This is a genomic window from Micromonospora sp. CA-246542 (assembly GCF_050942905.1).
In the GTDB taxonomy this organism is placed as follows: Bacteria; Actinomycetota; Actinomycetes; order Mycobacteriales; family Micromonosporaceae; genus Micromonospora.
The window spans coordinates 3,499,379-3,511,645 of the sequence record NZ_CP192040.1; the positions used below are offsets into that span (position 1 = coordinate 3,499,379).

Here is a 12,267-nt window from a genome sequence, read left to right on the forward strand (position 1 = left end):
AGGACCAGAAATGCCATAACGGTACGAGAGTCCTCGTAACGTGCTAAGAACGTCAGGGAATTCGACAGACTGTCCGATTCCTGGATCGGAGTGTGGTGTGACGGAGAGCGAACGACCGCGTCGACGACGAAGCCGGTCCCGGCGTCGCCGGCGCGCGCGACTGCGCCGGGCACTGCTCGGCGCTCTCGTGGTCGGATCGCTGGTGCTGGCCGCTGGTGGGTGGATCGGTTTTCGCGGTTGGCAGGCGAGGGCGCACCTGATCAATGCCGCCGGCCTGGCCCGGGAGCTGAGCGCCCAGGTCGTCGGCGGGGACACCGACCGTGCCCTGCGCACCCTCTCCGCCCTACAGGAGCAGTCCGGCGCGGCCCGGGCCGCCACGTCCGATCCGAGCTGGAGGCTCGGTCGGCACACCCCGGCGGCCGGTGACGATCTCGACGCGGTCCGGCTGATCGCCATCGCCATCGACGACCTGGCCCGGCAGGCGTTCCCCAGCCTTCTGCGCACGGACCTGACTAGCCTCGTGCCGGCCAGCGGCCGGTTGGACCTGGCCCGGCTCACGTCGGTCTCCGGCGAACTGACCCGGGTCAACGACTCGGTGCAGGGCACCCGTCGGGACCTGGCCGCCGTGCCGGCCGACCAGCTGGTCAGCCAGGTCCGCCAGGCGCTGACCGATCTCCGCGGCGAGATCGACCGGTTGGCCGGCCTCACCGCCGCAGCCGACCAGGGCGCTCGGCTGCTGCCGCCGCTGCTCGGCGCCAGCGGCTCCCGGCGCTACCTGCTCGTCTCGCAGAACCTGGCCGAGCTGCGCGCGACCGGCGGCATGTTCGGCGCGTACGCGATGATCGAGGCCGAGAACGGGCGGGTCCGGATGGGCCAGCAGGGCAGCAGCGCGTCCCTCGGCCGGTTCACCCCGGCGCTGAAGCTGCCCCCCGAGACCCGGGCGATCTGGACCGACCTGCCCGGCATCTACCCCGCCGACGTGAACCTGACCCCGCACTTCCCGACCGCCGCCTCCCTCTACCGGGAGATGTACCGGCGCAAGACCGGTACCACCGTTGACGGTGTGCTCGCCGTGGATCCGGTGGTGCTGTCCTACCTGCTCAAGGCGACCGGCCCGGTGCTGGTGCCCGGCGGGGTGCCGCTGGCCAGCGAGAAGGCCGTGCAGACCCTGCTCAACGAGACCTACCAGCGGCTGGACACCACGCAGCAGGACGCCTACTTCGCGTCCTCGGCCGCTGCGGTGTTTGACGCCTTCTTCAAGAAGAATGTCAACCCTAGGGTGTTGTTGTCCGCATTTGACCGTGCTATCACGGAACGCCGGATATTGTTCTGGAGTGCTCACCCGGAAGAACAACGGACTTTCGGCAACAGCCGGATGGCCGGGACGCTGCCGGAACAGGACACCGTGCCGACGGTCGGCGTGTTTCTCAACGACGGCAGCGGCGCGAAGCTCGGCTACTACCTGCGGCCGACGGCGAGCCTCACGGTCGGCGAATGCCGGCCCGACGGCCGCCGCGAGCTCCGACTGCGGGTGACTCTGCGCTCGACGGCGCCGAAGTCAGGGCTCAGCAAGTCGATCCTTGGCCTCGGTCTGGCTGGCGACCCGTACACCGCGCGCACGCTGGTGTCGATCTTCAGCCCGGCGGGCGGCTCCGTGCTCGACGCCCGGCTCGACGGGGCCGAGACGGCACTGGGCAGCGGCACCGAACGCCGCCGCCAGGTGGCGACGGCCAACGTCGACATCGGCCCCGGCGTCGAGAGGGCGCTGGAGGTCACCGTCTTGACGGCCAAGACCGGCGTCGGGCAGGCCGAGCTGTGGCTGACCCCCACCGCCAGCCCTTGGACCACCCAAGTTCATTCCGCACGAAGCTGTGACCAGTAGGAGGGAACCAATCATGCGGCTATCCCGCATCATCATGGCGCTCACGGTCGGCCTGGCCGTGGTGGCCGTGCCGACGGCAGCGGGGGCGGCACAGCCGCAGCCGACGCCCAGCGCGCCCACCGGCACGCCCCAGCCGCCGCCGTACCCGCCGGTCGTCGCGTCCCTGACCGTCAACCGGCCGACGATCTTCCTGGGCGAGACGGTCATCCTGACCGGCACCAATTTCGGTCCGAACGAGACCGTCGACATCTCGGTGACGGTCACCCCCATCGCTGCCCCGGCCGCCGGCAACGCGCCGGCGCGCCGCAGCGACGGCACCACCGTGGCCATGGCGCCGGTGGCGTACCAGGCGAGTGCGCCGCTCAACTTCACGGCGTACACCGACGCCCAGGGGCGCTTCACCAAGAGCTACAAGCCGTCGGTGACCGGTCTGCTGACCTTCACCGCCACGGGCCGTGAGTCCGGTCGGACCGCGAGCACCGAGCTGCGGGTGCTGCACCGCAAGCAGCCGCTGCCCGTCACCGGTGACAGCATCGGTACGCCCATGAAGCTCGGCGGCGGCCTCGTCGGCGCCGGCGCGATCATGCTGCTGCTGACCCTGGCCTGGCGTCGCCGCCAGCGCTTCGGTGGAGCTGCGCACTAACCGGCACCACAAACGGGGCGCTGCCCCGGACGTACCCCGAACTGGCGCCCGTCGGATTGTCCCGACGGGCGCCAGTTCACGTCGCGGGACGGTGTCGCGTTTCGCCCGGTCCGACACCGCCTCGACACGATCGACTCCAGATCGCCGTCGCGGGGTATCGAAGGAGTGGGCCACGCGCTTAGCGTGCGTCGGGCCGCCGGATGCGACCCCACGTCAACGACCTGTAGTCGATCAAGCCGCTCCCACCATGATCGACACGAGTCCGCCGATGTGGGGGCATCAACCGATCCCGGACACCCCGACTTCGGCGATCTGGAGTCGACCATCCGGTCCGACCTCCGGACGCGGACGGTATGTCCGGTTGGCGGGGGCTGCTGTGGTGGCCGGGTGCCCCGTGGCGGCTGGGCCGTGGCGGGTCTGCCGTGGCGGGTGTGCCCCGTGGCCGGGGAGTTGTTGGGGCGCCGGCGGTCGTGGCCCTCGGACGATCGCAGGAGCGCAGGTCACCGCCCGCCGCCCGTCGGGTCGGGCCCCATCACCTCGCGTCCTTTGCTCTGCTTCAACCCAGGAAACACCCGGTGTCCGATTATCGGACGGCAGGTGTTTCCTCGGCTGAAGCAGAGCAAAGGCGGGTCACCGCCCCCCGGCGCCCCCCGGGAATGACCCCGAGCCGCAGGTCGGTTACAGCCGGTCCCGGCGCGGCGAGCCCCGCTCCCCGCGGGTCGTCAGCCCCCGGGAATGGCCCCGGACCGCGGGTCGTTACACCCGGTCCCGGCGCGGCGAGCCCCGCCCCCCGCGGATCGCCAAGCCCCCGGGAATGGCCCCGACCCCCGGGTCGTTACACAGGGTCCCGGCGCGACGAGCCCCGCTCCCCGCGGATCGCCAAGCCCCGGGAATGGCCCCGAGCCCCGGGTCGTTACACACGGACCGGCCGCCACGAGCCCCCCGCTCGCAGGCCGCCCCCCTCCCAAGACTTTTGAGCGCCCGGACGAGGTGCTGACACCCCCGTCACCTGATCCCCCGAACGGTGACGTGTGGGTGTTTCCTACCCCCGAAGGAGCAACCCCTGATGAACACGATCTTCCGCAAGAGCATGCTGTCCATCGCTGGTCTCGCGTTCGCCGGTGGCGTCTTCGCCGGCCCCATCGCCGCCCACGCCAACCCGGCCGTGGACGCCAAGCCCGCCACCGCAGCGGCGGTGCAGACCGCGGCACCCAAGCCGCAGGGCGACCAGTCGCACATCACCCTCAACGACGAGCAGACCGCCAACGCCAAGGCCATCATCGCCGCCACCAAGAAGGCCGGCCTGCCCGAGCGGGCCGCGGTCATCTCGATCGCCACGAGCCTGCAGGAGTCGAAGCTGGAGAACCTGGGCCACCTCGGCGACGCCAACGACCACGACTCGTTGGGTCTGTTCCAGCAGCGCCCGACCTCCGGTTGGGGCACGCCCGAGCAGATCACCAACCCCGAGTACTCCACCACCGCGTTCCTCAAGGGCCTGCGCCAGGTTGACGGCTGGCAGGACATGCCGCTGACCGACGCCGCGCAGACCGTGCAGGTCTCGGCCTACCCGGACGCGTACGCCCAGTGGGAACAGCAGGCCACCGACCTGGTCGCCCACAACTGGAACAGCTAAGAGATCACCGATGGCCGGCACCCGACAACGGGCGCCGGCCATCGCCGTACCCGCGGATCGCGTCAGCGGTGGTGATTGCGGAAGATGTCGATCAACGCCGCCACCAGCGCCAGCGCGATGATGCCCGTGGCGAGCAGCAACGACTTCTCGAAAGCTCCCGTCCAGTCGCCGTGACTGTCGGCCAGCGAGGAGAAGAACATCGAGCCGACCGCGGCGATGCCGGCGGCGGCGCCGATTCGCTGGCCGGTCTGGAGCATGCCCGCTCCGCTGCCGGCCTGGGGGACCGGCACCTGGGCGAGGGTGAGCGTCTGGTTGGGGGCGATGACCAGGCCGCTGCCGATGCCGGCGACGAGCAGCGGACCGGCGGTGACCCATGGCGCCGGGGCGTGCGGCGCGAGGTGCAGGGCGAGCACCGTGGCGGCCAGCCCGATCACCACGGCGAGCAGGCCGATGGCGACCAGGGGGCGGCCGAACCGGTTGACGATGCGTCCTCCGAGAGCGGACGCGGCGGCGGATCCGAGCGCGAACGGCGTGATGGCGAGACCGGCGACGAGCGCGCTGTAGCCGAGCCCGTTCTGCAGGAACAGCGTGAAGATGAAGAAGATCGCGGTGAAGCCGCCGAAGTAGATGAGCGCGATGAGCGACCCGAGCGTGTACGACTGGAAGGTGAACAGGCGCAGGTCGAACAGCGGTTCGCGGTGTCGCGCGTACCACCGTTCCCACAGGCCGAAGGCGACCAGCACCGCGAGGCCGGCCGGGATGAGCGCCCACTTCCACGGCGTACGCCATTGCTGCTCCTGCACGAGGGGCAGCAGGATCAGCACCACGCCGACGCCGAGCAGCAGCACACCGACCGGGTCGAGTCGACGGCGGCCGGGTTGCCCGTCGGGCCGACCGGGTAGCAGCCGCCAACCCAGGATCACCGCGACGATGCCGACCGGCACGTTGACGAAGAAGACCCACCGCCAGCCGTGCTCCTCACCGCCGAGGGCGATGAGCAGGCCGCCGAGCAGTGGCCCGACGGCGGTGGAGATGCCGATGGTCGCGCCGAGCAACCCGAACGGGCGGGCCCGCTCCGGCCCCCGGAACAACTGCTGGATCAGCCCGATCACCTGTGGGTTGATGATGCCGGCGGCGGCGCCCTGGAGCAGCCGGGCGGCGACCAGCCAGGTGGGTGAGGTCGCCAGGCCGGCGAGCGCGCTGGTCAGGGTGAACAACGCGATACCGAAGACGAACGCGTTACGCCGACCTCGGAAGTCTCCGAAGCGGCCGGCCGGTACGAGCACCAGACCGAAGGTGAGCGCGTACCCCGAGAGGACCCACTGCAGGTCGCTCGGGGAGGCGTCCAGCGCGCGGTCGATGGACGGCACCGCGACGTTGACGATGCTCACGTCGAGCAGCGTCATGAACGCGGCGACCAGCCCGACGCCGACGGCCTGCCAGCGTCGGCGGTTCTCGGCCGCGTCGACCGGCTGCGGCTCGCGCGCCGCGTTCATCGTGCCCCCCGTTGACGGTCGATCATGCATTCCTGACCGCTACCCCGACCAGCGGGGGCGAACCGTCCAGGGTCACGCCATCTGACGTGCGCAGAACCGAGGGCCGAAGTCGAGGCCGGCCATCGGCGAGTCCTCGCGGTGCAGCAGACCCTTCTCGGTGAGCTGGTGCAGCGGGGCGTGCACCTGCTCCTCCGTCAGCCCGGACCCTTCGGCGATCAGGTCCGGATAGGGCACCTGGCCGCGTGCTTCGAGGGCGGTGACCGCCTCGTACACCCGCTGCTCGACCTCCGACAGCTCCATCCGCTGCATGATCTCCTCCTTCGCCCACCCGCCGGACGCGGACGGTTGCGCCGCATCGGTTACCCCCTGCCCGACCGAAGATGCCCACCCGTTCGGGCGGTGGAGGGTGAGCACGCCCTACGCTGCGATGGTGATCGTCTGGGATCTGGTCGTCGTCGGCGCGGGCCCCGCCGGGCTCTCCGCGGCACACGCCGCGGCCCGCGCGGGCGTTCGTACCCTGGTTGTCGAGCGGGCCACGCACCCGCGCTACAAGACCTGCGGGGGTGGCCTCATCGGCACCTCCCTGGCCGCCGTGCGGGAGCGGATCGAGGTGCCGGCGCACGACCGGGTCGACCGGGTGACGTTCACCCGCGACGGCCGGCGGGAGTTCACCCGGCGCAACGCCAGCCCGGTGGTGACCATGGTGCGCCGGGAGGAGTTCGACGATCGCCTGCGCGCGGCGGCGGTCGCCGCCGGCGCGCAGCTGCGTGAGCAGGTCGCGGTCCGCGCCATCGAGCAGGACCCCGAGGGGGTACGCCTGCGACTGGCCGACGGTACGACCCTGGCGGCCCGCACGGTGATCGGCGCGGACGGCTCGTCGGGGGTGACCGCCCGGCACGTGGGGGTGCGCTACCGCCAGGTGGATCTGGGGCTGGAGCTGGAGATCCCGGTGCCGTCCGCCGAGCAGGAGCGTTGGCGTGGGCGGCTGTTGCTGGACTGGGGGGCGATGCCGGGCTCGTACGCCTGGGTGTTCCCGAAGGGTGACCGGTTGACGGTGGGCGTGATCGCGGGTCGGGGCGCGGGGGAGGGGACCCGTGCCTACCTGCGGCAGTTCGTCGACCGGTTGGGTCTGACCGGGCTGCCGGCGGCGCACGATTCGGGTCACCTGACGCGTTGTCGCGAGGAGGACTCGCCGTTGCGCAACGGCCGGGTGCTCGTCGTGGGGGACGCGGCCGGGCTGTTGGAGCCGTGGAGCCGCGAGGGCATCAGCTTCGCCCTGCGCTCCGGCGAGCTGGCCGGGGCGGCGGTCGCCGCCGGGGATCTGGCCGGGTACGAGCGGGCGGTCGCCGAGCGACTGACGCCGGAGATGCGGGCGGGGTTCCGGTTGCTCGACCTGTTCACCCGGCGCCCGGAGGTGTTCCACGGGCTGTTGGCGACCCCGCCGGGCTGGCGGATGTTCGTGCGCTTCTGTCAGGGGCAGGCGAGCTTCGACGACATGTTGCGCCGCCGACCGATCCGCGCGGCCCTGGCCGTACTGGACCGCCTCCCAACCCCGCGCCGCCCGCCCGCCGACGCCCCTTCCTGAGCGCAAACCACCAGCCCCGCGCCCAGCCCGCCCCGCGCCCAGCCCGCGCCGATCTTGCGTTTTCTGTGGCGACATTCCGCGCGAAGCCGCACACCTCGCCAACCGTTAGTGCAAGATCGGCGAAGGACGTCGCCATGGGCCAGGATCCTAGGATGGTTTACGGGGTGTGTCAGGGTCCACCCAACGTCGACCATCTGTCAGCCAACGGACCGATGCGTCGAGGACCCGCCGTTGGACAATGACGGGGGAGTAGGAGGTGTCGATGGCCGAGCAACCGTTCACCGACGACGAGTACGCGTTCCTGCGCCACATCCGGTTCGGGGAGTTGCCACCCGCGGTCCGTCCGGAGGACCAGGTCGCGCTGACCGAGACCGATCCCGGGCGGGACCGGCCGGAGAAGGCCGAGGACCCGGTCCGCTGGAACGTGCAGGGCTGAACATACGCGGACGGGCCGCGGGTGTCGTCACCCACGGCCCGCCGTCATGCCACGGTCAGAAGACCGGCACACCCTCGCGGACGAGACGCCAGTTGGGCTGGAAGAAGTCGTCCGGGTTGATGGTCCCCTTGGCCTGGGCCCAGTCGATGAGCAGTTGGCGGATCTCCTGCTGCGCGTTGTAGACCTGGGTCTTCACGATGCCGGGGAAGTTGCCGCCGCCGCTGCGCCGGTAGTTGTTCACCGCCACCACGAACTGCGCGTCGTCCGCGACCGGGGTGTCGGTGCCGGGCAGCACCAGTCGGGTTATGCGCTGGCCGACCGGCTTGGAGATGTCGATGTCGTAGTCGAGGCCGGAGATCACGTCGTAGTTGTAGTCCGGCACGGCCGGGTCGCTGATCTGCTCCGGGTCGACCGGAGCGCCCGGCGCGAGGGTGCGGAAGAACTTCGCCGAGTACTCCAGGTACGCGCGTACCTCGGCACCGCTGAGCACGACGGCTTCGAGGGTGTTGTCGTACACGTACAGGCCGGCCACGTCGCGGATCTTGACGTCTCCGGCGGGGAAGACGGCGGTACGGCTGAACGGCGCCGCGATCGACAGCACCGGCAGGTCCGCGTACGCGGTACCGGTCAGTGCCGCGCCGACCACCTCGGTCTGTACGTGGTTGATGAAGTCGAGGATCGGAGTGTCCTTGTACCGGGACTCCGCCGCCGACAACTCCACGGTGGACGTGGCGACCACCTGGTTGACGTACGCCACGGTCTTGGCGTGCTGGGCCCGGACGGCCGCGAGCACCTTCGGGTCCTCGACGACCGTGTTGGTGTTCAGCATGGTGGCGGCCTTCTTGGTGATCGTCCACCGGCCATGCTCACGGGTGAGGGTGAAGTCCATCCGGGTGAGCCGCTGGCCCCACTTCGACGGCTCGGAGAGAAGCACCTGCGTGCCGGTCTGCTCGTTGGTGACGAACCGCTCGACGACCTCGTTGTGGGCGTGCCCGAAGAGGATCGCGTCGATTCCGGGCACCTGCTGGGCGATCAGCGCCACCGGGTTCTCGTTCGGCAGCTCGGGGCCGTAGCTGGAGGTGCCGCTGTCGCCGCCGTGGGCCGAGATCAGCACGATGTCCGCGCCGCGGGCCCGCATGATCGGCACCCACTTCGCGGCGGTCGCGATCATGTCGTCGAAGCGCAGTTTGCCCTCGACGTTGCCCCGGTCCCAGATGGCGACGCCCGGGTTGGTCAGGCCGAGGATGCCGACCCGCAGGGTCGGCGCGGCGAAGCCCAGGGAGACCTTCTTGATGACGTACGGCAGGAAGGCCGGCTTGCCGGTCCTGGCGTTGACCGCGTTGGCGGCGAGGGCGGGGAAGCCGAGTTGGCGGATCCACAGGTCCAGCAGCGGCAGGCCGTAGTTGAACTCGTGGTTGCCCAGGGTCACGGCGTCGTAGTCGATGACGTTCATCGCCCGGGCCATCGGGTGCTTCTCGCCGGTGGCCGTGATGGGCTCCTGCTTGGCGTAGTACGTCGCCAGGGGAGTGCCCTGGATGGTGTCGCCGGCGTCGAGCACGAGCGTGGCCTTGCCGCGCCGCTCGCGGCGGATCTGGTTGATGAGGGTGGCCAGCTTCGCGACGCCGACGTCGTTGTGCTTGCTGTCGTCGTACTCGGCGTCCCGGTAGTAGTCCCAGTTGTAGACGTTGCCGTGCGTGTCCGACGTGCCGAGCAGCGTGAGGTCCCAGGTGCGCGACCGGGCGGGCCCCGCCGCCTGGGCGGGGGCGGCGGCGATCAGCGGGGCGGTCGCCGCAGCGGCGGCGACCGCGAGCACCTGGCGACGCGACGGACCGGATCCAGAGGTCATGACGTGCCCTTCGATGGGGGTTGACGCGCCTCGTGAGCGCCTCGCGCACCATAACGAGCCCCTGTCACTCCCGCCACGTCAGCCCCGGTTTCCGCAACACGGCGCGGGGTGGCCGGCCGGTCTCAGCGGGGCCAGGCGGTGAAGCGTCGGCGTACCCGGGTGACGTCGTCCGGGCTCAGGCCGTAGCGGCCGAAACGGGTGTCGGACAGCCGGTCGAGGTACCGCCCGGCGGCGCGGACGTCGTCCGGGTCGAGCGCGGGGTCGACCTGTCGGGCCAGCACCAGCAGTTGCGTCACGTCGTAGTGCTCGAGCGCCGCCGCGACGTCGATGAAGTCGCGGACCTCCCGCCGGTTGACCAGCGCCGCGATCTTGTTGGCGACCAGGTCGCGGACGTCCATCACCGGGCCGAGGTCCATCACCACCGGGCTCTGCTGTCGATCGAGTCGGGCCAGGCTGAGTCGGATCTGCCGTCCGTCGCGGCTCACCACGAAGTCCTTCATGTCCCGGCCGTACCCGTCGAACAGGTCGGCCAGGTCGCTGTCCGGGTCGGCGTCGCTGACGGTGAACCCGGCGCGTTCCAGCGCGGCGCGTACCCCGGCGGAGGCCGCGGCGGCGGCGCCCTCCACGTCGGCGAAGAGGTCCACGTCCTCGGTGGGCCGGGCCACCAGGCCGTGCGCGGCCCAGGCCACCCCGCCGCCGAGCACGAACCGGTACGGCCCGGCGGCGGTCAACGCCACCCGGGCCACCTCCCGGTAGAAGTCGTGCAGGTGTGCCGCGATCACGCCGCGCGCAGGCCGCGGTGCCGGCTCTCCCAGGCCTGGCGGACGCCCCGGGGGAGGTTGAGCAGCCGCCACACCCGTCGCAGCGTGCGCCCGTTGATGAGGGTGCGCAGGTCGTCGGCGCTGGCCGTCTCGCGCAGCACGTTCTCGTACATCCAGAGCAGCTGGTCGGGGTCGCCGAGGTCGAAGGTGCGCTCGGCGTTCCACATCAACCGCACCGGCAGTTCGACGACGCCCCGGGTGGGGCCGGCCAGCTCGGTGAGCGTGCGCGCCACGACGGCCGGGCGACCCGGGCGGGCCAGGAAGGCCACGCCGGTCGCGGGGGGCGAGACGGCCTGCATGGTGTCAGGGTAACGCCCGTCGGTGCGGGTGTCGCCACGGTACGTCCGGACGCGCGGTCGGGCGGGGTGATGAGTTCTCCGGCCCGGGCCCGTCATAGGTGTGACGGGACACGACGAGACGGGAGCATGACGTGATGGGTACGGACACGCGGAGCGAGGGCGCGGGCGCTCTGGCCGAGGCCGACGAGACCACTTTCGCGGGGTTGGCGCAGCGACATCGGCGGGAGTTGCACGTGCACTGCTACCGGATGCTCGGGTCGTTCGAGGACGCCGAGGACACCGTGCAGGAGACGTTCCTGCGGGCCTGGCGGCGGCGGGAGACGTTCGAGGGCCGGTCGACGGTGCGGGCCTGGCTGTACCGGATCGCCACGAACGCCTGCCTGGACCTGTTGGCCAGGTGCCGCCCGGAGCCGGCCCGGGGTGGTGAGGTGCGGTGGTTGCAGCCGTACCCGGACCGGCTGCTCGACGAGCTGCCGGCGGGCGACGCGGACGAGCCGGAGGCGGTCGCGGTCGCGCGGGAGACGATCGAGTTGGCGTACGTGGTGGCGGTCCAGCACCTCGCGCCGCGTCCCCGGGCCGTGTTGATCCTGCGGGACGTGCTGGGCTGGCCCGCGAAGGACGTCGCCGAGCTGCTCGGGGATTCGGTGAACTCGGTGAACAGCGCCCTGCAACGGGCCCGGGCCGGCATGCGGGAGCACCTGCCCGCCGAGCGGCAGGACTGGACCGGTGGCGACCAGGACGCCGGGACGCGCGAGCTGGTGCGGCACTTCACCGAGGCGAGCGTGGCCACGGACATCGGCCGGCTCACCACGATGTTGCGCGAGGACGTGCGCTGTTCGATGCCGCCCACGCCGGGCCTGCACGTGGGCCGGGACGCGGTGGTGGCCGACTGGATCGGGGACGGCTTCGACAGCATGACGGGCCTGCGGGGTGTGCCCACCTCGGTGAACCGGCAGCCCGCCGTCGCGTTCTACCACTGGCGGGAGGCGGAGGGCGCGTACCTGCCGTTGACCATCGACGTCCTGCGCGTCACCGGCGGGGCGATCACCGAGATCGTCATCTTTCACGCCGACCAGTTCCCGCGGCTGGGGCTGCCGGAGCGACTGTCGGCGGGTGGTGCGCGGTGAGTGTCTCGGCTACGCCCTACCGCACCCACCGGCTCCTCGGGCTCGTCGGTCTCGGCCTGGTCGCCACCGTGGCGGCGATGGCCACGACGACTCTCGCCGCCGCGCTCGCCGGGGCCGCCGGGGTCGACTTCGAAATTCCCGAGGGTGGCGAGGTGATCCCGGTGGCCGGGTTCGCCGTGGTGACGGGTGTCTTCTCGGTGGTGGGCGTCGTTCTCGCCGTCGTACTCGGTCGGTTCAGCGCGCGTCCCGCCGACCGGTTCCTGTGGACGGCGGTGGTGCTGACCGCGATCTCGCTGGTCCCGCCGTTTCTCTGCGGGGCAGCGCCGGTGACCGTCGTGGCGCTGGTCGTGCTGCACCTCGTCGCCGCGGCGGTGATGGTCCCGGCGCTGACGTGGCGCCTGGGCCGACTGGACCGTCGCCGCGACGGACGGACGCTCGATTAGCGAAGACTCCTCATCTGACCTATGTTCGGGAGGTCGCTCGCTCGCGCGCTCACGGG

12 protein-coding genes are annotated in these 12,267 nt (G+C 71.4%); 7 read left to right on the top strand and 5 right to left on the bottom strand.

The window, feature by feature from the left end; genetic code table 11:
- Window positions 1-97: 97 nt before the first annotated feature.
- From ACQP0N_RS16380 to ACQP0N_RS16390, 3 genes are all read left to right on the top strand, one after another.
- Window positions 98-1,882, top strand: coding sequence for a DUF4012 domain-containing protein (locus ACQP0N_RS16380; protein ID WP_433121303.1), 1,785 nt, complete (start codon window positions 98-100; stop codon window positions 1,880-1,882).
- A gap of 13 nt (window positions 1,883-1,895) precedes the next feature.
- Window positions 1,896-2,525, top strand: a complete 630-nt coding sequence (locus tag ACQP0N_RS16385) for a hypothetical protein (RefSeq protein WP_433121306.1) — start codon at window positions 1,896-1,898, stop codon at window positions 2,523-2,525.
- Between the two features lie 1,066 nt (window positions 2,526-3,591).
- Window positions 3,592-4,158 carry a hypothetical protein gene (locus tag ACQP0N_RS16390; protein ID WP_433121308.1) on the top strand — a complete coding sequence of 189 codons (567 nt, stop codon included), beginning with the start codon at window positions 3,592-3,594 and terminating at the stop codon, window positions 4,156-4,158.
- A 62-nt stretch (window positions 4,159-4,220) separates the two neighbouring features.
- Here the strand turns inward: ACQP0N_RS16390 and ACQP0N_RS16395 are convergent, their stop codons facing one another.
- Both ACQP0N_RS16395 and ACQP0N_RS16400 read right to left on the bottom strand, forming a co-directional pair.
- Window positions 4,221-5,684, bottom strand: a complete 1,464-nt coding sequence (locus ACQP0N_RS16395) for an MFS transporter (RefSeq protein ID WP_433121310.1) — start codon at window positions 5,682-5,684, stop codon at window positions 4,221-4,223.
- Between the two features lie 42 nt (window positions 5,685-5,726).
- Complete coding sequence (locus ACQP0N_RS16400) at window positions 5,727-5,963, bottom strand: hypothetical protein (protein ID WP_355249091.1); 237 nt, start codon at window positions 5,961-5,963, stop codon at window positions 5,727-5,729.
- A 118-nt stretch (window positions 5,964-6,081) separates the two neighbouring features.
- Between ACQP0N_RS16400 and ACQP0N_RS16405 the strand changes: the two genes are divergently transcribed.
- Together ACQP0N_RS16405 and ACQP0N_RS16410 are read left to right on the top strand one after the other, a co-directional pair.
- Window positions 6,082-7,239, top strand: a complete 1,158-nt coding sequence (locus ACQP0N_RS16405) for a geranylgeranyl reductase family protein (protein ID WP_433121312.1) — start codon at window positions 6,082-6,084, stop codon at window positions 7,237-7,239.
- Between the two features lie 262 nt (window positions 7,240-7,501).
- Window positions 7,502-7,675 (top strand): hypothetical protein, encoded by a 174-nt coding sequence (locus ACQP0N_RS16410; RefSeq protein ID WP_355053659.1) that lies wholly within the window; start codon window positions 7,502-7,504, stop codon window positions 7,673-7,675.
- 55 nt (window positions 7,676-7,730) lie between these two features.
- Here ACQP0N_RS16410 and ACQP0N_RS16415 read toward each other — a convergent pair whose 3' ends face one another.
- From ACQP0N_RS16415 to ACQP0N_RS16425, 3 genes are all read right to left on the bottom strand, one after another.
- The gene (locus ACQP0N_RS16415) at window positions 7,731-9,521 is read right to left on the bottom strand and encodes a bifunctional metallophosphatase/5'-nucleotidase (protein ID WP_433121315.1); all 1,791 of its coding nucleotides are present in this window, start codon (window positions 9,519-9,521) and stop codon (window positions 7,731-7,733) included.
- 122 nt (window positions 9,522-9,643) lie between these two features.
- A complete protein-coding gene (locus ACQP0N_RS16420) occupies window positions 9,644-10,303 on the bottom strand; it encodes a nucleotidyl transferase AbiEii/AbiGii toxin family protein (protein ID WP_433121317.1) in 660 nt (219 codons plus the stop codon).
- Window positions 10,300-10,641 (bottom strand): hypothetical protein, encoded by a 342-nt coding sequence (locus ACQP0N_RS16425; RefSeq protein WP_433121319.1) that lies wholly within the window; start codon window positions 10,639-10,641, stop codon window positions 10,300-10,302. Before ACQP0N_RS16425 ends, ACQP0N_RS16420 begins: the two co-directional genes overlap by 4 nt.
- 134 nt (window positions 10,642-10,775) lie before the next feature.
- Between ACQP0N_RS16425 and ACQP0N_RS16430 the strand changes: the two genes are divergently transcribed.
- Both ACQP0N_RS16430 and ACQP0N_RS16435 read left to right on the top strand, forming a co-directional pair.
- Window positions 10,776-11,768, top strand: coding sequence for an RNA polymerase subunit sigma-70 (locus ACQP0N_RS16430; RefSeq protein ID WP_433121322.1), 993 nt, complete (start codon window positions 10,776-10,778; stop codon window positions 11,766-11,768).
- Window positions 11,765-12,211: a DUF6069 family protein gene (locus ACQP0N_RS16435; protein WP_433121325.1), complete on the top strand. Its 447-nt coding sequence runs from the start codon at window positions 11,765-11,767 to the stop codon at window positions 12,209-12,211. Before ACQP0N_RS16430 ends, ACQP0N_RS16435 begins: the two co-directional genes overlap by 4 nt.
- The last annotated feature ends 56 nt before the right edge of the window (window positions 12,212-12,267 follow it).

Bases quoted from the DNA above. Each gene is read 5' to 3' on its own strand.
- ACQP0N_RS16385 (WP_433121306.1), top strand. From the start codon at position 1,896: ATGCGGCTATCCCGCATCATCATGGCGCTCACGGTCGGCCTGGCCGTG.
- ACQP0N_RS16390 (WP_433121308.1), top strand. From the start codon at position 3,592: ATGAACACGATCTTCCGCAAGAGCATGCTGTCCATCGCTGGTCTCGCG.
- ACQP0N_RS16395 (WP_433121310.1), bottom strand. From the start codon at position 5,684: ATGCATGATCGACCGTCAACGGGGGGCACGATGAACGCGGCGCGCGAG.
- ACQP0N_RS16400 (WP_355249091.1), bottom strand. From the start codon at position 5,963: ATGCAGCGGATGGAGCTGTCGGAGGTCGAGCAGCGGGTGTACGAGGCG.
- ACQP0N_RS16405 (WP_433121312.1), top strand. From the start codon at position 6,082: ATGGTGATCGTCTGGGATCTGGTCGTCGTCGGCGCGGGCCCCGCCGGG.
- ACQP0N_RS16410 (WP_355053659.1), top strand. From the start codon at position 7,502: ATGGCCGAGCAACCGTTCACCGACGACGAGTACGCGTTCCTGCGCCAC.
- ACQP0N_RS16415 (WP_433121315.1), bottom strand. From the start codon at position 9,521: ATGACCTCTGGATCCGGTCCGTCGCGTCGCCAGGTGCTCGCGGTCGCC.
- ACQP0N_RS16425 (WP_433121319.1), bottom strand. From the start codon at position 10,641: ATGCAGGCCGTCTCGCCCCCCGCGACCGGCGTGGCCTTCCTGGCCCGC.
- ACQP0N_RS16430 (WP_433121322.1), top strand. From the start codon at position 10,776: ATGGGTACGGACACGCGGAGCGAGGGCGCGGGCGCTCTGGCCGAGGCC.